Here is a 20,051-nt window from a genome sequence, read left to right on the forward strand (position 1 = left end):
TAATCCGCTTATACAAAAGGAGTACATGCTAAACGTATTAGCCGTACGAGCATTGCAAAAAAATCAGGGCTTCACTCTACAACTATTCTTCAAACTTGTGAAGCAGTATTTTCAGCAACTTAGTTAATTCACTTTTCAGCTCATTACGAGGGGTAATAAAATCTAAAAAACCATGCTCAAGCAGGTATTCTGAGCGTTGAAATCCTTCAGGAAGGTCTCGCCCTATCGTCTGACGTATAACCCGTGGACCTGCAAAGCCTATCAAAGCTTCAGGTTCGGCAATATTAAAATCACCCAGCATCGCAAAACTGGCTGTCACACCACCTGTGGTGGGATTGGTCATCAATGAAATATAGGGCACGCCCGCTTCTTCCAGCTGTGCCAGTTTGGCCGAGGTCTTGGCCATCTGCATCAGGCTGAGCACGCTTTCCATCATCCGAGCGCCGCCGGACTGAGAAATAATAATCAGCGGTTTTTCCTGCTCCCGGGCATGATCAATAGCCATGCCAATGCGTTCACCCACAACGGATCCCATACTGCCTCCGATAAAATCGAAATCCATGCAGGCTATGACAATATCCAGCTCATTCATACTTCCAAGCCCTACGCGGACGGCATCAGAATGGCCGGTCTTTTCCTGGTACTCTTCCAATCGATCGCTATATTTTTTGCGATCTTCGAATTCGAGCGGATCGGTAGGCTTAATTTCCTCACCAATTTCTTCAAATTCCCCATCGTCAAACAGGAAAGAAAAATACTCATCGCTGCCAATGCGAAAATGGTATCCGCTTAATGGATCCACCCACAGATTATCTTCTAATTCCCTGCGATGAACGGTTTCACCCGTCTTAGGAACTTTTACCCAGACGCCTTCCGGCATCTCTTTACGCTGATCGGTTTGTATATTCTTATCTTTTCGCTGAAACCAAGCCATGCTAAATCATTTAATTTAAATGGAACCCAAAAATAATGAATCTCTACCGAAGCTAAAATCTTTTATTTCCTATCGAATAGAAGTTAAATTGCATCTGTAATTGTTTAATGACCTCTCATGAGCAAGGGAGAACCTTGCCTGCCAATAGACTTATCTTTAGACACTTTGTTATATTATTGATGATCGTCACCATAACTAATTTAGAAATAGGTCTTTTAGGATGTCAGAGCAACGCTCTCTTATCAAACCCCATTTTTTAAATCTTTCGACCACAAAGAACTCCTTACATGGGTTAATTGCGGAGCGCAATATTGAACAACCTAAGGAAGAATATCGCGACTTATCGATTGAGCCTGACAAACACATCCTGGTTCTTCATAACAATCACCAAAATGAATTAGAATGGAAAATCAATGGAAATAGAAAAAAGGAACGTTTCCGGCTTAGCGATCTAATTATCAATCCCGCAGGATTAAACGCCAACCCCCACTGGGAGACAGATGTTGAACTGCTCGTGCTGGCTATTAATCCAACATTCATCCAATTTGTTGCCGAAGAAATGAATTGTCCGGCCCGTGTTGGCCTTTTTCCACGCTTCAAATTTCGGGATAAATTTCTTGACCTGATGACCCGAAAATTGGTGAATGAATTTGAGCATAAACCCAAACCTGATCTTGTTTATGCCGAATCGCTAACCTATGCTTTGGTATCCCATCTGATCAGAAAATATTCCCGGGATGGCAACCATAAACAGCCAATCCAGAAAAATGGGTTGCCGCCCGTCCAACTATCTCGGATTATTGATTATATCAATGAGCATATTGGCAAAAATCTTACTCTTGAAGGGCTTGCACAGATAGCAGACTTTAGTCCCTCCCATTTTATCACCCTATTTAAGAATGCAACCGGTATAACACCTCATCAATACATTCTTAAACGGAAGATAGCCTTTGCCAAAGATCAATTAATCAATACGGATCATTCAATTTCAGCTGTGGCATTAAATACCGGGTTTGCAGACCAAAGCCATCTCACAAGGACGATGCGCAAGCACACAGGATTGACACCGGGAGAGATCCGTAATTCCTGAGGACATATCAAAAATCTTCAATCTGTCATCATTTTCTTCAAGACTCTCCTTTCTGTTACACTTATATAGGCTAGACATCATTAATCTAAATGAATCAAAAATAAAACATAGTATGTCTAATCGTACATTAAAAGATAAGGTTATAGTAGTAGGAGCAGGAGCCAAAAACCTTGGCGGACTCATCAGCCGAACATTTGCCCAAGAAGGTGCTAACATTGCAGTCCATTACCATAGCGATTCTACCCAGGAAGCTGCACAGAAGACCGTTGCTGCCGTGAAAGAAACGGGCAGCGATGCCTTTATGATTCAGGGAGATCTCACCAAGCCTGAAGAAATTGCGAAGTTGTTTGATGCAGCAATTGACCGATTTGGAAAGATTGATATCGCCATCAATACCGTTGGGAAGGTTCTCAAAAAGCCCTATGTGGATACCACTGAAGAGGAATTCGACAGCATGTTCGATATCAACGCCAAAGCGGCCTATTTCTTTATTCAGGAGGCCGGCAAGCGCATCGATGGCGAAGGAAGTATCATCACGATCGTTACTTCGTTGCTTGCTGCCTTTACAGGTCTCTATTCTACATACGCCGGTGGGAAAGCACCCGTAGAACACTTTGCCCGGGCAGCAGCCAAAGAATTCGGTTCCAAAGGGATATCGGTAGCCAATGTAGCTCCGGGTCCAATGGATACGCCGTTCTTTTATCCGGCAGAATCGGAAGAAGCTATAGAGTTTCATAAATCACAAAGCATGAACGGCAAACTCACTAACATTGAGGATATCGTACCTATTATAAAATTTCTGGCCACCGACGGCTGGTGGATTACCGGACAAACAATCTTTGCCAACGGCGGATATACCACCCGCTAAACAATCATACAAGAGATCGAGGGCGGAGCACCTCGATCTCTATCAATTCCTTAGGAAAACAAATCGTACTGGAATTTGTTACAACCCACTGCTAATTTCATACGGAAGCAATGATTTTGGCCTCTGGTATAGGGAAGTCGTTTCATCGAGACACAATATCATACAACTTTATTTGGGATACATGAGACTACCGACACTCGGCATTCTTCAAAGAAGAAAATATGAAATACTGCTAATCGCTCTTGTTGCTCACCTTTTTATAGGGATCTTCCTGCGAGATCTCACCTTCTATGCTCGTGTTATTTGGCCCATCAACATGTTAATCCTGGGACTCGCCTGTGTGGGTATTTTCCAGGAAAAGGGGTACTGGCGAAATATGATTAAGAATATTCTCCTGCTCATCGTCTTCGCCCTGCCGCTCGGCCTTCCCTTTGTAACCCATGTGCCTTTTGCCATGCAGGTTCTGAGCCTGCTGTATGTAATTTTCTTTGCCTACATATTTTTCGAGATCATGCGGTTTTTAATACGGCCGGGCTATATTAACGTGGATATTATCTCAGCCTCTGCATGCGGATATTTTTTACTCATCGAAATAAGCGTTTTTCTGCTGCAGTTCTTCTTTTATCGCAATCCGGAATCATTCGTAAATATTAGTACTTCCAGTATTGCAGCCACTTACATGGACCTGGTTTATTTCTCCAGCATCATATTCACGACCATCGGATTTGGAGATGTTACCCCCACCGTCTACTACACCGAACTTATTGTATCATTGTTAGGTATTATCGGACACTTCTATACGGTGGTGTTGGTCGGTATCATGATAAGCAAATTCAGCAGCGAAACGGACACCGGCTTTCATATACCGGATTAAGACAACCGTAATGGTCCACACCAAACAACAAATACTATTAACATTAATTTGGAGATGAACTTATGACACGAACATCTACGATCTTTAAGATAATTAGCGGCATTCTAATCCTAATTACACTTTATATGGGGATAAAACAGGGGTGGCCAATGATTACCGGAGGTGCCGACATGCTGAATATGCTTAGCCAATGGGGAATAGGCGCTACCGTTGCCCAGATACTTGGTATTATGACGCTGGGAGCCGCTATCTTAATACTATTTCCCCCAACATTTACCCCCGGAAACATTATTACCTGTATCGTTATTATTTATATCATCGTTTCTCAGCTTTTGCATAGCGATGTAAGAAGCGCCTTCATAGAGTTACCTTTTTTGATTATGCCGCTGGTATTGCTCTATTTGGGCCACCCCCTTTCCGATTAACATCAATCGTTAACTATCAATCCGACCTAATTCTGCTATGAATAGATTACTTTCCTGGTTTGCTCCCAAAGCAGCTCTTCGTCAAACTAAAGATGGTGAGACGCCTCCTGTCACCAATATGGAACTATTTTTTGATCTGGTTTACGTTTTCACCATCATTCAGCTTTCTCACTACCTGCTTGCCCATCAGACACTGGCAGGAGTTGCACAGGTTGCCACCCTGTTTTTAGCTGTATGGTGGGCCTGGAATTATACCTCCTGGGCCACCAATTGGATCAATCCCCACCATACCTCCGGGCGTTTACTAATGGTGTGCTTAATGGGCTGTGCCTTAACAATGGCCGTTGCCATACCTACGGCCTATACGGAAACAGCTGCTCTATTTGTAGGCGCTTATATAGCTATGGGGCTCATAAGAGGCATCTACATGGCTTTGGTATTCCGTGGAGAGACCATGGGTAAAAACTATGCCCAACTCACGGCCTGGAGTGGTATTGCAGGTCTTTTTTGGATCGCCGGGGCCGTCTATGCTGAATTTCGCCTGTTTTTTTGGGTGATAGCAGTATTTGTTGACTACATGTCCCCTTTGATCGGCTTTTGGTTACCTAAAATAGGGAGCACCCCTATGAGCAGCTGGCCTCTTTCCGGCTTGCACCTGGTAGAGCGCAACCAGCTAATATTTATTATTGCATTAGGGGAGTCTATACTCCTATTAGGCGGAACACTTTTGGATACAAATCTCAATTTCCATAGCACATTAGCAGCTATTGTAGGCTTCTTGATTATCGTATCGGTTTGGTGGCTCTACTTTATTGAAACCGCTGAAAAAGGAGAACGGATATTTTCGCATATAGAAAACCACGCCGAAGTCGGACGTTCAGGCCTAACGTATGCCCATGGTGTTATGGTGGGTGGAGCTATCATCATAGCGGTAGCTGTAGAAAAGATCATTGCTCATCCTGATACCGCTGTTCATCTGCCCAGTATCCTTATTACCATCTTTGGCCCCATTATCTACCTGTTGGGAAGCCTTATGTTTTATAAATCTATCTCTGCAGGTATCCCCACCAATTTTATAATAAGCATTGGGGCCTTACTGGTCGTTGGCTTTATTGCCCATTTATTACATTTCTCGGGCCTAATACTTGGAGCCTTGGTTTTATTCATAATTATCGTATTAGTCATAACGACCCATAACCATGATTTTGATACTTCCTAAACATCAAATAGCAGCTCAACTTACTTGGTTCGAGGTGTAGTAGCGGGGGGCAAAGGATTCCGGGTCATCTTTCTGATAAAACGCTCGTAACCCATTCTTATAGAGCCCCCCTTTATATAAATAAATTAATGACTTTGCCGTGATGGCTTCCGCCCCATACGTAATCGCCTTTTTTTGAACCTCTTCATCCAGGCGCTCCAGCCCCGTCCCAATGATTACATCATAGCGCTGTACCCTTTTTTCGAGCTCTTTAATGGGGGTAACCGAAACCTCATCATCAGATTCCAAAGGAGTGGCTGTAAAATGCTGATGATAAACATGCACCCGCCTCGCATCAATAATACTGTGAATGTTCTCCGCCGCCGGATGTTCGCGCATCGCCTGCATCGCAAAAGAAGCCAATGTGTTGACGCCAAATAAGGGCACATCCGTCTGAAAAAGTAATCCCTTAACCGCACTGGCACTGATACGCAAACCGGTGTATGAGCCCGGCCCCTGACTGACCAGCACGGCATCCAGGTCATCAATGGAAAAGCCATGCTCACTCTGCAGCTCTTCGATAAAAAGAAACAATTTCTCGGAATGAGAACCTCGCTGCTCTTCACGGAGTTCGTGGATCGTTCCGTTTTCATCGCAAAAAGCAACGGAGCAGACATTCGTCGCGGTTTCGAGTGCTAAAATCATGTATTACGTACTTTTTTAATGTCGATATTGCTAACAAGAACTGAGAGAAAATTCGTTTACCAGAGGCTTTGCAAAACCTCCTACCAGTTAAAGTTCTTCTAAGTTATAAGTGATATTTGTTCAATCCTCCTGTCCTCCTTCTCCAAGGAGGAACTCATTTTCAATACTCGGAGATAGTTCACAACATGTAGAGGAAACTACACACAAAGTCCCTCCCCGATCGTGGTCGGGACAAGCTTTGGAGAAGAGGGATTCAGGGAGATTGACTTATTCTAATAGTTAATTAACCGTTACCTCAACAGGTAAACGCGTTAAAATAAAAATTTTATCTATAGCGCGGAAAGTAATTCCCCCGCCAGTGAACTAATGCCTCCAATCCAAAATATACGCTCTTTTCTGGTAACTCTGATAAATTGGATCCAAACGATATTATCTCAATATACGCATCCAAATTATCGATAGCTTACCGACGAATCAGCCACGTACTGTTGCTGAGCTGAACCCATCGGTTGTAGAGGTCCAGAAGCCGGGGATATCGGTCAGGAGCAAATTTATTTTGTGAAATGTCAATCCGGAAATCATACTGCAGCGTGTTAGCTGTAGAATTATACCGCTCCTCAAATCGTGCGCCCGGCAGCCCGATATTTTTATCCAGAAGCTGCTCCCCCACCGTAAATCCGCGGGGCAGTCGGATAGAATAGGAGACATCCAAATGCTCTGGTGCATCCAGGGTGACCGGCAAATCCCGCTGCTTATCTTCAAAGGGGTTCTGCCGGAGGTAGCCCACCACCATGGGGTTAAACTCTAAGCCATCGGTAAAACTGGTGGCATAATTTTCAATTGCAAAGGTGGCCCGGATCTCAACGGGACGCGCATAGTTTTGCAAATTTCTAATGCGCAGGCTATCCGCCGTGACCTGGCTGTAACCGTCAAACAAGGTTTGCTTAAAAATGTCAAGGTCCGAGGCTCCATCGGCTTTCTTCTGGCGGATAAGCTGGCCCGGGTAGCCATCCTGATACGAAATCACTCTTCCACTAAGCGTGCCATTGGGCTGGAGCTGTGCATCAACTTCCACCCGGATATCAAAGGAACTCTTATCCGCCTGCATGGATACCCATGAAAAAGAATCCTCTTTCATGATCAAGCCCCGTCCGCTGCTCATTTCTGTGGGAATAAGGTTCGGCTGACTGTACGGAAAGCTTGCGTCCATCATATATTTCTGTCCTTCAACTTCGCTCTGTATTGCCAGCGCATTAAACTGGTAGAAGGACGGAAAATCCTTACTGATTGTGCCAAAAGAACGGGTGGACGTCAGTACCGGATAGGCCGTGATACCAGCTCCACGCAACATAGCCAGCAATGTCTGGTTGATGGCTGCCTGTCCCATCGCCTGGGCTGCAAGCACGGCCGAGTCAGACTCGGTACTGTAGGGTGCGTATGCTTCGGAAAAATTCATGCGATCGTTTACATACCGATAAATAGAATCCTGCAGGGCCAAACGGCTAATGCCCTGTAACGACCGGGCCAACGAATCTCCGATGGAACGCGCATAGCTGTATCTCTTAATCGCTTCCAGTGGATTTGTATTGCGGCGCAGCTTGGCCACGACGACTTCCCAACTGGTATCCAGCTGTTGACGTGGAAGCCCAAAGGCACTGAGGATAAACTTAATCTGCCCGCGATAATCATCCAGTGAAGAGATGAAAACCTCTTGTTCTACCGCCGGGATTTCGGAAGCAACCCAACGCTCGGTAACTACAGGGTCGGGCCGGGGAAGCGTAAAAATCTTGGGCACCGAACTGGTATCCACGTAAGCAAAGTCATGTTGCACCTGGCTATCATAGTTTTCGATCACCCCCTCGTAACGTAAGTACTGGGGGTAGGTAATCTCAACCTTGGCATGGCTCGTGGGCACTTTCTGTGACAGGTAAAAATCCGGGAGCTCTTCGATATAACGGCGCTGCACCACATAGCTGTATTCTACCACGGCCCCATCTTCTACGTTGGGCATCGTAAATTCCTTTACGTTGTAGCGGCTGTTGATGTTGATCGTCCTGATGGCCCCTTCATCCAACCTATGCCGCTCTCCATTCGGCAGGTAAGTTATTCCCTGGATGTCCGAGAGCTGTTCCATGTTATCCTCAAAGTAATAGGGAATCGTTACTACCGAAGCTTCGCGCGCCGATGCATCAAATATCTTAAGGCGGGTATGGTGCTTAAGCACGGCCATGATGCCGCCGCCCGATTCCTGGAAAGAGACATCCATCTCTTTATTAGTGACGATATAAGGGTAGGTCTGGCTGTTCGAGGGAGCTGTAATGTTGAAAAGGGAATCCGGGATAACACCAAATTCTGCGTCCACGCTTCCATCCTGGGCATCCGCCAAGCTGAAACTCACACAACAAATAAGGACCAAAGAAACTAAATACCGCAACAAAAAAGTATACCTGAAATTAATATTTAGAATATCATAACGCGCAAACAGCACATTCATTCTGTGAGAAATTCAAAAGGACTCTTATCATCCTGAATCGTATCATGAACTTGTTTCACTTATTATTCAGGATCTCCTTTAGAGGCTTATAGCCATACGAGATGCTGAAACGAGTTCAGCATGACAAGTAGTTAGGTTCAATTTTCCAACTAAACCTCATTCACAACAAACTGTCCGTTGTTGTAAATTGCTTCTGCTCGCCCGGTCATCTCATTGCCCAGGTACGGTGAATTATTAGATTTAGATTTAACAACCGACTCTGCAAACGTCCACTTTTCATCCGTATTGAACAACGTAAGGTTAGCCTCAGCCCCTTCCTTAATTTGCGGAACGTCCAAATTCAAAATTTCTCGCGGATATTTAACAAACTTATCTAACAGGTCTGTCAGCTCTAGGACTCCGGGTTCCAGTAACTGACGTACGCTAACACTCCATGCCGTCTCCAGACCGATAATTCCATTCGGCGCATAGATGAATTCCACTTCCTTTTCTTCAATAGCATGCGGGGCATGGTCAGTACAGATGGCATCAATCGTACCATCGGCGAGTCCCTCGATCATGGCATCCACATCTTCCTGGGTGCGAAGCGGCGGGTGCATCTTGACGTTGGTATCAAAATCGCGGCGCTCGATCTCTTCGTCGGTCAGATCAAAATGGTGGGGACAAACTTCTGTCGTCACGTTGATGCCGTCGGCTTTGGCCCGGCGGACCAGCTCCACGGCCTTGGCCGTACTGATATGTGCCACGTGAATATGTCCGCCGGTAAACTCTGCCAGCAGGATATCCCGCGCAATCATCGTCTCTTCGGCAATGCCGGGTGTGCCGTCGATTCCCAGCCGTGCAGAAACCCGGCCTTCGTGCATGTGTCCCGGACGCGAGAGCTTTAAATCTTCTTCATGATTGATGATCGGCATCTCCAGCATAGAAGAATACTCCAGTGCTACACGCATAAGTTGTGCATTATACACCGGATCTCCATCATCACTGAAAGCTACGGCCCCGCCTTCTTTCATATCGGACATCTCAGCAATGGCTTTGCCGGCCCGCTCTTTGGATACACAACCTATGGGGTGCACATTGACCGGCAGCTCCTCTGCCCTCTTGGTGATAAATTCAACGACATCACGCGAGTCGATAGCCGGATTGGTATTTGGCATGCAGGCCACCTCGGTAAATCCACCGAAAGCTGCAGCGGCACAGCCGGTTTTGATAGTCTCTTTGTGTTCATAGCCCGGCTCGCGCAAGTGGACATGCATATCCATCCACCCTCCGGAAAGATAAGCCCCTTCGGCATCAAAGGTTTCTTCGGAATCTCCTGCTTCCAGCTCCGTGCCAATTTCCACAATTGTGCCGTCGGCGATACGAATGTCAACCTGTTTTGATCCATCGAAGTCCGCACCAACAGGCTTTACATTTTTCAGTAATAAATTAGGTCTGTAACTCATAAAAATGTTCGGTTATTTTTGATGGTGAATATACGTGTTTTCAACAGAATTCAATAATGGATGAATAGAACACGGATAATACAGATTAGGCTGATAATCACAGATTTTTCTGTGAGAACTCGTATTAACTGTTTTACCTTTAATTAAACTCAGAACTAATTGCTCGTCAGACAGACATTCTACCTGGAAACAGCGGTTATAGGTCTCTTTCCTTGTCACAAGTTGCAAACTTGCGACAGTTGGCGTACCGAAAAACCCTCATTCCAATTGATATTGTCGGGAAAGCTTCCCTACATACACATTCAATCCTAACGCTCCCTTCCCTGCTCGGAGGGAAGAGTTGGGGATGGGGCAAAAGCTCATCCGATGAGTGGACAGCCTATTTTCCACTTGAGACTCCTCGTCGCTCGTTCCTCGGAGTGACAAGGCTAATGGCACCTCTTTTAGCTTATATTCTAAATTCTGATTTCTTCAACAACCCGGCCTTATAAATTCTGCTGGGATAAGTGACCGAAGCCGAAGCGTAAAAAGTCATTCCCTGTTTGAGGAGCTATTAACGACGAGTTAAATGATTTTTAGCGCAGGCGAAGCGAACGGCAGCAGTAATTTATTCAGCCGGTGAGTTTTTGGGTCACTTTTTTGCTTGACTGAAAAAATGGAACAAGAAACTAAGAATCCTACATTTTCAACGAGCAAAATACCGCCGCTCCCCATTCTGTATTTAAGTATTTACTCCTTATTTTAGGAAAAGACATGCTGAAAATGCCCGGCTACTAAGAACTAAACTGATAACTGAATCCGTTAACTGATCCCTGTCCATGTCACAACCTGATTTATTTACGCCCTCCAAGCTTTCCGTCTCTGAACTCACCCAGGACATCAAAGCGCTGCTGGAAGGTAACTTCCTGGATATCAAAGTAGAGGGCGAAGTCAGTAATGCCTCCACCAGTCGCAGTGGGCATACTTATTTTACGCTCAAAGATGAAGAAGCACAGCTTTCATGCGTCATCTGGCGGGGCATTAACCGGCGATTGGACATTGAGCTGGCCGACGGACAACAGATTGTGGCCGGAGGGGACATCCAGGTATACCCGCCGCACGGTAAATACCAGCTCATCGTTCGGTCCGTGGAACAGGCCGGGATCGGGGCCCTTCAGAAAGCATTTGAAAAGCTTAAAGCACAACTCAAGGAAGAAGGCCTGTTTGAGGAGAAGCATAAAAAAGCCCTGCCCGCTTTTCCATTTAAAATCGGGGTTATCACCTCGGCCACCGGGGCTGCCTTTCATGACATCACTGATACCCTCGAGCGGCGCTGGCCCATGGCGGAAGTGCTGCTGCATCATGCCAGCGTACAGGGCACCAATGCCGCACCGGAGCTGGTGAAAGCCATCAACTGGTTTTCCGATGCCCAAAATGTGGACCTTCTGATTGTGGGGCGTGGCGGCGGCTCGCTGGAAGACCTTTGGCCCTTCAACGAAGAAGCGGTGGCCCGCGCGCTCTTCAACTGCAAAATTCCGACCATCAGTGCTGTGGGACACGAAGTTGACTTTAGTATCTCCGATTTCGTAGCGGATGCACGGGCCGCTACTCCTACCCAGGCGGCCATCCTGGCAACCCCCGACGTGAACGAAATTCGCATGTATGCTGATGATCTCGATACCCGGCTGCATACGGCCATGGAGGACCTTATCCAAAATCATAAAGATCGGGTTACACAGTTAGTGGACTCACACGCCCTGCAAGCCGTGCAGCAGAAGGTTTCCAGCCTGGCCGAACGTATTCACGGACTGGATGAACGCCTGCACCACCGACAGGAAGTCTCACTGATGAAAAAACATAATAAGCTTAACGCTCTGCAGCATCGTCTGGAACTGCAAAATCCCAATACGCCCCTCGAGCAGGGATACTCCCGTATCTGGCAGGATGATGAGTGGATCCGCTCTGCCGAAGACTATGATACCCAGAAACCCTCGACTATTGAATGGGATGATGGAAAGGCAACCGTTGAAGGTTGAAAAGTTAGATGTTAGAAGTTTGAGGCAGGGCCAGGATCTGGAAAATCTCTCTTAGAAAAGGGAGTCCCGCGGAGCGGGGAGGGTTGTCCTTTCAAAATATATAAAGCCCAAAGTGTTAAGTTTTAAGCCTAATTGAATTGTTGAATATTAAAAATTCAAGACAGGCTAAAACCTTTGCAACTTATAATTCCTAATTTTTAATTATCCTTCTATCTATTAAGTTACCAGAGCATCACCGTACCTTGCCATAATTTCATTCAAGCCCTATGCTGACCCAATACCGCATCGAGATCCACGACAGTGACCGTAAAAATCATCATCTTTGGAACGCCCTGCTGGCGCTGGCGACGGGCATCCTGACGCTGATCTATCCCAACTTCCTCTATCTTATCGCCGGTGGCTACCTGATTGCCCTCGGTGCGCTGTTTATTCCTTTTCGTATTCCCACGCCCCTGGCCATTATTCCCATCATCGCAGGGATTATCATCCTTATTTTTCCGGAACTGATCCCCATCACTTTTGCGACCTTCCTGGGACTGTTCGGATTGCTGCTCTTACTTAGCTTCGGTTTTGCCTTTATCGGCGGACTCACCCTCATCATCGCCCTGCTGATCATTATCAATCCCGATTCGGTGGGCTACCTCGCCGCCACCTTCCTGCTGCTATACGGCGTATCGAATTTGATTCGATTATATCGGAGCTCATAGAACCTGTCATATGAGACCTTTGACATTCTATTTCTTTGACCTCCCAGCCCCCTCCTAACGACTTAAAAGGGATTTATGAGGAAATATTTCAAAGGTATATGTATAAATAGTTTCACTATTAATTCACAATAGCAACTTTTATGTCACCTCAAACAGAGCACACCGGAACTCTGATGTAAGAGTACAAATGTGAGAAATCTCAAATCCGAAACAAACAGTATCTTACTGAAGTTAAGAGGCCATAACTTGTCGTTCTTATTTTTGCATTTATTTCAAAAGATCTTTGGGTATTGTTATAATTTGAAAACTATGAGTTTCCCCTTTATTGTTTCTCAATTTAGCCGCATTTTTGAGGCCATAAAATAATTTCAATAAAACGACTTTGATATGAGTGAGATCCAGCCAAGCGTCAGTTATAGCTTTACCATGCGCCTGTATATCGAAAACAAGCCCGGTATGCTGGCTAAAGTGCTGGAGGCTATCGCCGAACAAAAAGCCGATCCCGGTGCAGTGGATGTGGTAAAGGTGGAGGGTAAATACAAAGTGCGCGACCTTACTGTCAGTGCCCGCAATGAAGAGCACTCAAAGGCGATCGTCAAAGCCGTTAAAAAAATTGACGGCATCAAGGTGCGCAACGTATCTGATCGGGTTTTCCTGCTCCACCTGGGAGGTAAAATCCGTATCAAAAACAAGGTGCCTGTCAATACCCGCGACTCCCTTTCCATGGCTTATACACCGGGAGTGGGACGTGTATGCGAGGCCATCGCTGAGAAACCAGAAAAGGCTCACACGCTTACCATCAAACAGAATTCCGTAGCTGTAGTCAGTGATGGCTCGGCCGTGCTTGGGCTTGGCAATATCGGTCCGGAAGCGGCCATGCCGGTGATGGAGGGAAAGGCCATGCTCTTCAAAGAGTTTGCGGATATCGATGCCTACCCTATCTGCCTGGATACCCAGGATGTGGATGAAATTATTTCTGCCGTAAAATGGATGTCGCCCGGATTCGGCGGCGTTAACCTCGAAGATATCGGGGCGCCGCGCTGTTTCGAAATTGAAGAACGACTAAAGGAAATCCTGGATGTCCCCGTCTTCCATGACGATCAGCACGGTACCGCAGTGGTGACGCTGGCCGCGACGATCAATGCCCTTAAAGTCACCGACAAAAATATGGAAGACCTGCGCATCGTTATTGTAGGGGCAGGAGCAGCGGGTATTGCCATTACTCGTATTCTCTTGGAGGCCGGAGCTGAGGAAGTGTTAGTCTGTGACCGTGAAGGCATTATCAATAGAGATCGTATTGACGATTATGACGCCAGCAAAGTCTGGCTGGCTGAAAATACCAATCCGAATAATGAAACGGGCTCCCTGATGGATGCTACGGAAGGGTCTGACCTGCTCATCGGTGTTAGCGGTCCGGGCATCGTGCCTCGGAAGGCGGTGGAGCATATGGCGGATGACCCCATTATCTTTGCGCTGGCCAACCCGGTCCCTGAGATACAACCGGAAGAAATCCACTCTATTGCTCGTATTATTGCTACCGGACGCAGTGACTATCCGAACCAAATTAATAATGTGCTGGCTTTTCCCGGCCTGTTCCGCGGTGCGCTTGATGCCCGGGCCAAGGATATCAATGAAGAGATGAAGCTGGCTGCCGCCCACGCCATTGCCAACAGCATTGATGATAATGATATTAGTGAATCTTATATCGTGCCCAGCGTCTTTAACAAAAAGGTTGTACCCAAAGTGGCAAAAGCGGTGAAAGAAGCAGCCTATAAAAGCGGTGTAGCCGATCGACCACGGCCCCTGAATGGTGATTAGTGTTTAGTTATTAGGTTTATTAGTAGCTATAACACATAAATTATTATTTAAAGCTTTTCTCATTACGGGTTCAAGTTTGCAACTTAGACCAGTTCTTAGTTCTTAAAGATAATCCGATTCCAAAATAACAAAACACGCAGTCTTCCTACTGGCACAAGTTATAACCTTGCGCCAGCAAGGGGTGGGCTCCACAAAGAACCTTATTATTTTGGGCCTCATATTATAATCTGTAGAGACGCATTGCATGCGTCTCTTGGACACCCAAGGCAGTGGTGATAATATAGAGGCAGATTCTATCTGTCTCTGCCCTGTCTATTAATGTGAATATCTATTTATACCGGCAGATCCAGACATCCCTCCCACCTTCGGCGGTACTCCCTTTAATAAGGGAGATTTTATCTGCCTTGCATGTATTGTTCAATTCCGACCTTGAATGGGGAAATCACCGTGTCAATGGACCGCACGAACGTGAGCGTCAACTCCCAAGCATTCAGGGCCTGTTGCCCCCTGACACGTTACATGATCTTAGCACAGCTGAGGTGAGCACAGCGAATATTTACTAAGCCGGTGTTTTTTGGCCACCAAAAAATGTAAGAAAGCGGTAGTAAAATTAAGCCTTACTAACAACTACTCACTCATCACCATTCCCGACCTGTGCGGGATACGACCCTAAAATCTTCAGTGAACTTGCCTTCCGCTCCAGCTCTTCAAGGGCTACCCGCGTATCAGGATGGGCGATATTGCCTTCGATATCCAGGTAAAACTGGTACTTCCAGGGCTCATTGGGTTTGGGGCGTGACTCCAGTTTGGTCATCCGGATATCATGCTCGCCCAACACATTCAGGCAGCTGATGAGTGCTCCTTTATCGTGACTGGTCACCATGAGCAAAGACGTTTTACAGGGAATCTGTGGATCCACTTCTACGGGATCGGTGCTAACCACCACAAAACGCGTAAAATTTTCGGATTGATTGGCCAGATCACGCTTCAAAATAGCAAGGTCATAGATCTCTGCCGCGTGGGCCCCGGCAATGGCCGCTTGGGAAAGGTCTCCATCTTCCAGCACTTTCTTGGCCGACATGGCCGTATCGATATACGACTCTACTTTGCAACGGTGCTGCTTTGCTAAGAAGTTACTGCACTGTGCAATAGCCTGTGGGTGTGACAGGATCCGACGAATTTTATCGATGGGCACATTATCAATAGCCAGCAGGCAATGGATGATCCGCAGGGCTTCTTCTCCAACGATATGTAACCTGCCATCGCCCAGAATATCATAGGTATCGTTAATAGATCCCGCCGTTGTATTTTCGATCGGCAGGATGGCATAATCCACTTCCCCCTCTTCTACAGCCTGTGCTGCCTGACGAAAGGTATCATAACCGACAGAATGAACCTCTGTATATCGTTCTTCGAAATGACGCATCGCTGCTTGGTCACTGTAAGCGCCTTCCGTTCCCTGGTAGGCTACGCGTACATATTCCGCATTATTCTTTACATTTTGGTGATCCACCAGTGTATGCGTCTGAAACCGAACGGAGTGGTCAATAATATCTTTAAACAACTGCTCAGCAAAATAACGATCCAACCCTGCTTCGCGTGCAAGATCCGTTATCTTATCCAACAGTTGCTCTTCACGTTCATAGTCCCTGATGTTCTTGGCTTCATCAATTTTAAAGGAAGAGACATCACGTACAAGCTGCTGACGCTTAGCCAACGCTTTAATAATGGTTCGGTCTGTTTCGTCGAGGAGTTTGCGTATTTTATCTAATTTGTCCGACATATCCGGTGGTTCTGTTGCTCTGAGTAAAACGGATAGAATATCAGAATAATCACTCTAATGAAAGTTTAATTAGGAATTTATTTAGCTGCAAATTACGGAAGCCATTTCTACAACTAAATATGGATTTTGTAATCATCGCTCTCTGCCAGCGGTAGTACGCAAAATAGAGGCCATATTAGCTTAGGAGAAGTCTCTTCTCCTAATATTTAAGGGAAAAATAAGTTTAGCCTCCCATTATTTTTCCGCCTCGTATGTTGAAACAGCCAGGTGTCCTCCTTTCCTGTTTAAAGGAGAGGAGGCTGAGGCCCGAAAATACTCATCGGATGAGTACCAGGAGAAATGGAAACATATTGAGCAACATCACTCATCCGATGAGTGATTAGCTTATTTCTCTTTTGAGACTCCTCGCTGGGCTCGAAGTGACAAATACTATAAGAGCTATTTAAAATAGAGCATTGGCTTCTCTCCACTAATTTAAGAACCTTGTCCAACTTCGGGGCGGATCAAACCCCAAAAAATATAACTTACCCCGTTGATTTTCGGTATCGAAAGATGGCAGCCGGCAGAATGATGACGACCATCAGGGTGAGGATGCCAACGAGGTGCTGCACTTCCGCCCATCCGGCTCCCTTTAGCAAGACCATCCGCATAATCTTAATGAAATGCGCGACCGGGTTAAAGAGGGTTAAATCTTGTGCCCATCCCGGCATACTTTCGATCGGCGTAAACAATCCGCCCATCAGGATAAAAACAACCATCAGAAACCAGGCAATAAACATTGCCTGCTGCTGGGTAGAGGTAATAGTAGAAATGAAGAGCCCGATGCCTTCTACTACCAGCAGGTATATTCCGGCAATAGCCAATAGCAGTAATACACTGCCTACAAAAGGGATATTAAAACCAAGGCGGGCGATCAGCAATCCAACGACCAGCTCAAAAAGACCGATAATCCAAAATGGCAGCAACTTACCGGCGATAAACTGGTATCGTTTGATGGGCGTCACGTTCAGCTGCTCAATGGTACCAATTTCACGCTCCCGTACGATGTTCATGCCCGACAAAAACATCCCGATCATCGAAACCAATACCACTAAAATGCCGGGCACCATATATTTGATGTAGTCGAGGTTGGGATTGTACCAGTTGGCAGGAATAATATTGATACCGGCTCGTCTTCTCTGCTGTTGAATCTGCTTTATTTGAGGCTGTACTTCGACACTAAAATCCTGAATAATCGATCGTCCGTATCCCTGGATCAGTCCGGCCGTGGATCCATCGACCGCATCAATATTTAGTTGTACGGAAGTAGGGCTTCCCGACGTAACATCCCGCTCAAAATGCTGGGGAATCACCAATGCAAGCTGAATATCGTTGCTGCGCATCATCCGGATGCCGTCATCTACATCCTGGGAATGGCTTTGAATATTAAAGTAGCCCGTCGCCTGCATCTTGGTGACCAAGGCTCGGGAAGTAGCCGACCGATCAAAATCCACCAGGTGCACATCTACTTCTTTAAGTTCAAAAGTAGCCGCAAACGAGAGCACCACCAACTGGATCATCGGCATCAGGAAGATAATAGGAAGCATGCCTTTATTCCTGAAAATTTGTAAAAACTCTTTCTGAAGGAGAAATTTAATAGTTCGCATGACGTACTTGTTAATCCATTGATTGATTCATTTAATAAATTCGGCACTAGTTAGTAGTGCTGGGCATTTCTGAGCTTGGTGTCAAAGATTAATTTTGAGATTTTATTTGATACTTCTCACTGCCTACCGCCAACTGCTAACTGATCACTCTAACCTCACCTTAAAGCTTCGGATGCTGAGCGCGATAAATCCAAGGGTCATCGCCAGCAGGATGAGCGTTTCTTTCCAGATAAACAGCAGTCCCGAATCTTTGAGCATGATACTGCGGACGATCACCAGGAACCAGCGCGCCGGAATCAGGTTGCTAATCCATTGTAACACCATCGGCATACTTGAAATGGGAAAGATAAATCCCGATAACAGCACCGTCGGCAGCAGCAATCCGGCCAGCGATACCATCATGGCGGTCTGTTGATCCTCGGCTTTGGTAGAAATCAGGACACCCAGCGCCAGGGCCATGAAAATAAACAGGACCGACTCCAGCAAAAATAATCCATAGGATCCCTGGAAAGGCACGCCGAAGGCCCATTGCGCCAAGGCCAGAATGGTTAACACATTCACAAAAGAAAGCACCAGGTATGGTAACACTTTACCAATAATGATCTGCATGGGCCTGAGCGGAGAAACGAGCAGAATCTCCATATTTCCCATCTCTTTTTCCCGTGTTATAGATATGGACGTCATCAGTGAGGAAATAAGCATCAGGATAACTGCAATAAGTCCGGGTACAAAGAGATTTACACTCTCCAACTGGGGATTAAACAGCATATTGGCATGCGTTGAAATACCTCCCGGACCGGTCCCCCCATTTGCGGACCATTGTTGCTGGAAGTCGATGATAATGGACGATGAATACTGCTGGATAAGCTGGGCCAGGTTAGGATTGGAAGCATCCGTAATAACGTTTACAGCCGGCTGTCCACCCCGCTTCAACTTACGGGCAAAGTCAGCTTCAAAGATGAGCACTTCATCAACAGAACCCTGCTGAAATAATGTTTCTATTTCATCATAGCGCTGAATGCTGCCTTCCACCGAAAAATAGTTGGAAGCGTCAATCTTGCTAATCAGCTGACGCGTCACTTCGTCTTGAGAAGCATCCAGAACGACTACCTGGGCATTTTCCACCTCGTTGCGGATAGCATATCCGAAAAGGATCATCATAATCATCGGCATCCCGAAGAGTACGACTAATGTTCGCTTATCCCGGTAAATCTGCTTGAATTCTTTGATTACAAATGCTCTGAAGGAGCTCATAGTTATTGGTTAATGGTTGTTAGTTACTCAGCCCGATCAGCTCCACGGGCCAGTTCGATGAACACATCTTCGATATCATCCGCCTGGTACGCTTGCCTTAATCCTGCGGGTGTATCTAAGGCCTCTATTTTTCCATCCACCATTATCGATACGCGATCGCAGTATTCGGCCTCATCCATATAGTGAGTCGTCACGAAAACGGTGGTTCCCTCTTCGGCTGCCTGGTAGATCTGTTCCCAAAATTGCCGGCGGGTAATGGGGTCGACGCCCCCGGTGGGTTCATCCAGGAAGACAATATCCGGCTCATGCAGCATAGCAACCGAAAATGCCAGCTTTTGCTTCCATCCCAGGGGTAATGAGCCAATTCTTTTATCGCGTACACTTTCCAGCTGAAGACTGCTCAATAACTCCTCCGCTTTGGCTTTAATGTTATCTTCGGAAAGACCATAAATGCCGCCATAGAGCCGAATATTTTCCCAGACCGTCAGATCGGTATAAAGCGAAAACTTCTGGCTCATGTAACCAATCTTTCGTTTGATGGCTTCTGCCTGCGTATAAACATCGAATCCTGCGACGGATGCCTTGCCCGAAGTCGGGGCCAACAGCCCAATAAGCATGCGGATAGCGGTTGTTTTTCCCGCCCCGTTGGCTCCCAGGAATCCAAATATTTCACCCTGGCTTACTTCGAAGCTGATCTGATCCACCGCGGCGAAATCCCCGAATTTTCGGGTTAGGTCGTTGGCTTGTATGGCTAATTCTTCGTTCATTAATTAATTTATTGGGCCTCAGATTTAA

16 protein-coding genes are annotated in these 20,051 nt (G+C 46.3%); 8 read left to right on the top strand and 8 right to left on the bottom strand.

Annotated features, from left to right (window positions below):
- Window positions 1-82: 82 nt before the first annotated feature.
- Window positions 83-934: an acetyl-CoA carboxylase, carboxyltransferase subunit beta gene (gene accD / locus J6I44_RS12645; protein ID WP_265766508.1), complete on the bottom strand. Its 852-nt coding sequence runs from the start codon at window positions 932-934 to the stop codon at window positions 83-85.
- A gap of 220 nt (window positions 935-1,154) precedes the next feature.
- Here accD and J6I44_RS12650 point away from each other — a divergent pair, with 220 nt between their 5' ends.
- The 5 genes from J6I44_RS12650 to J6I44_RS12670 all read left to right on the top strand — a co-directional run bounded on the left by J6I44_RS12650 (window position 1,155) and on the right by J6I44_RS12670 (window position 5,410).
- Window positions 1,155-2,024 carry a helix-turn-helix domain-containing protein gene (locus tag J6I44_RS12650; protein ID WP_265766509.1) on the top strand — a complete coding sequence of 290 codons (870 nt, stop codon included), beginning with the start codon at window positions 1,155-1,157 and terminating at the stop codon, window positions 2,022-2,024.
- 112 nt (window positions 2,025-2,136) lie between these two features.
- Complete coding sequence (locus J6I44_RS12655; RefSeq protein WP_265766510.1) at window positions 2,137-2,892, top strand: SDR family oxidoreductase; 756 nt, start codon at window positions 2,137-2,139, stop codon at window positions 2,890-2,892.
- A 181-nt stretch (window positions 2,893-3,073) separates the two neighbouring features.
- Window positions 3,074-3,766, top strand: coding sequence for an ion channel (locus tag J6I44_RS12660; protein ID WP_265766511.1), 693 nt, complete (start codon window positions 3,074-3,076; stop codon window positions 3,764-3,766).
- 62 nt (window positions 3,767-3,828) lie between these two features.
- Window positions 3,829-4,191: a hypothetical protein gene (locus J6I44_RS12665; protein WP_265766512.1), complete on the top strand. Its 363-nt coding sequence runs from the start codon at window positions 3,829-3,831 to the stop codon at window positions 4,189-4,191.
- A gap of 37 nt (window positions 4,192-4,228) precedes the next feature.
- On the top strand, window positions 4,229-5,410 hold the full coding sequence (locus J6I44_RS12670; RefSeq protein ID WP_265766513.1) for a low temperature requirement protein A: 1,182 nt from the start codon (window positions 4,229-4,231) through the stop codon (window positions 5,408-5,410).
- A 15-nt stretch (window positions 5,411-5,425) separates the two neighbouring features.
- Here J6I44_RS12670 and tsaB read toward each other — a convergent pair whose 3' ends face one another.
- From tsaB to J6I44_RS12685, 3 genes are all read right to left on the bottom strand, one after another.
- Window positions 5,426-6,094, bottom strand: coding sequence for a tRNA (adenosine(37)-N6)-threonylcarbamoyltransferase complex dimerization subunit type 1 TsaB (gene tsaB / locus J6I44_RS12675; protein ID WP_265766514.1), 669 nt, complete (start codon window positions 6,092-6,094; stop codon window positions 5,426-5,428).
- A gap of 463 nt (window positions 6,095-6,557) precedes the next feature.
- Window positions 6,558-8,492 carry a DUF3857 domain-containing protein gene (locus tag J6I44_RS12680; protein WP_265766515.1) on the bottom strand — a complete coding sequence of 645 codons (1,935 nt, stop codon included), beginning with the start codon at window positions 8,490-8,492 and terminating at the stop codon, window positions 6,558-6,560.
- A gap of 245 nt (window positions 8,493-8,737) precedes the next feature.
- Window positions 8,738-10,033, bottom strand: coding sequence for a dihydroorotase (locus tag J6I44_RS12685; protein WP_265766516.1), 1,296 nt, complete (start codon window positions 10,031-10,033; stop codon window positions 8,738-8,740).
- Between the two features lie 818 nt (window positions 10,034-10,851).
- Here J6I44_RS12685 and xseA point away from each other — a divergent pair.
- The 3 genes from xseA (at window position 10,852) to J6I44_RS12700 (ending at window position 14,573) form a co-directional block, all read left to right on the top strand.
- Window positions 10,852-12,048 (top strand): exodeoxyribonuclease VII large subunit, encoded by a 1,197-nt coding sequence (gene xseA, locus J6I44_RS12690; protein ID WP_265766517.1) that lies wholly within the window; start codon window positions 10,852-10,854, stop codon window positions 12,046-12,048.
- Window positions 12,049-12,314: 266 nt separating this feature from the next.
- The gene (locus J6I44_RS12695) at window positions 12,315-12,755 is read left to right on the top strand and encodes a hypothetical protein (protein ID WP_265766518.1); all 441 of its coding nucleotides are present in this window, start codon (window positions 12,315-12,317) and stop codon (window positions 12,753-12,755) included.
- Between the two features lie 387 nt (window positions 12,756-13,142).
- Window positions 13,143-14,573, top strand: coding sequence for an NAD-dependent malic enzyme (locus tag J6I44_RS12700; protein WP_265766519.1), 1,431 nt, complete (start codon window positions 13,143-13,145; stop codon window positions 14,571-14,573).
- A 631-nt stretch (window positions 14,574-15,204) separates the two neighbouring features.
- On the opposite strand, the gene pheA is transcribed toward J6I44_RS12700, so the two are convergent.
- The 4 genes from pheA to J6I44_RS12720 all read right to left on the bottom strand — a co-directional run bounded on the left by pheA (window position 15,205) and on the right by J6I44_RS12720 (window position 20,023).
- Window positions 15,205-16,356 carry a prephenate dehydratase gene (gene pheA / locus J6I44_RS12705; protein WP_265766520.1) on the bottom strand — a complete coding sequence of 384 codons (1,152 nt, stop codon included), beginning with the start codon at window positions 16,354-16,356 and terminating at the stop codon, window positions 15,205-15,207.
- Window positions 16,357-16,880: 524 nt separating this feature from the next.
- Entirely contained in the window at window positions 16,881-18,002 is a 1,122-nt protein-coding gene (locus J6I44_RS12710; RefSeq protein ID WP_265766521.1) for an ABC transporter permease, read from the bottom strand.
- Between the two features lie 144 nt (window positions 18,003-18,146).
- On the bottom strand, window positions 18,147-19,256 hold the full coding sequence (locus tag J6I44_RS12715) for an ABC transporter permease (protein ID WP_265766522.1): 1,110 nt from the start codon (window positions 19,254-19,256) through the stop codon (window positions 18,147-18,149).
- 23 nt (window positions 19,257-19,279) lie between these two features.
- Complete coding sequence (locus J6I44_RS12720) at window positions 19,280-20,023, bottom strand: ABC transporter ATP-binding protein (RefSeq protein WP_265766523.1); 744 nt, start codon at window positions 20,021-20,023, stop codon at window positions 19,280-19,282.
- Between the last annotated feature and the right edge of the window lie 28 nt (window positions 20,024-20,051).

Source organism: Fodinibius salsisoli (genome assembly GCF_026229185.1).
GTDB lineage: Bacteria > Bacteroidota > Rhodothermia > Balneolales > Balneolaceae > Fodinibius > Fodinibius salsisoli.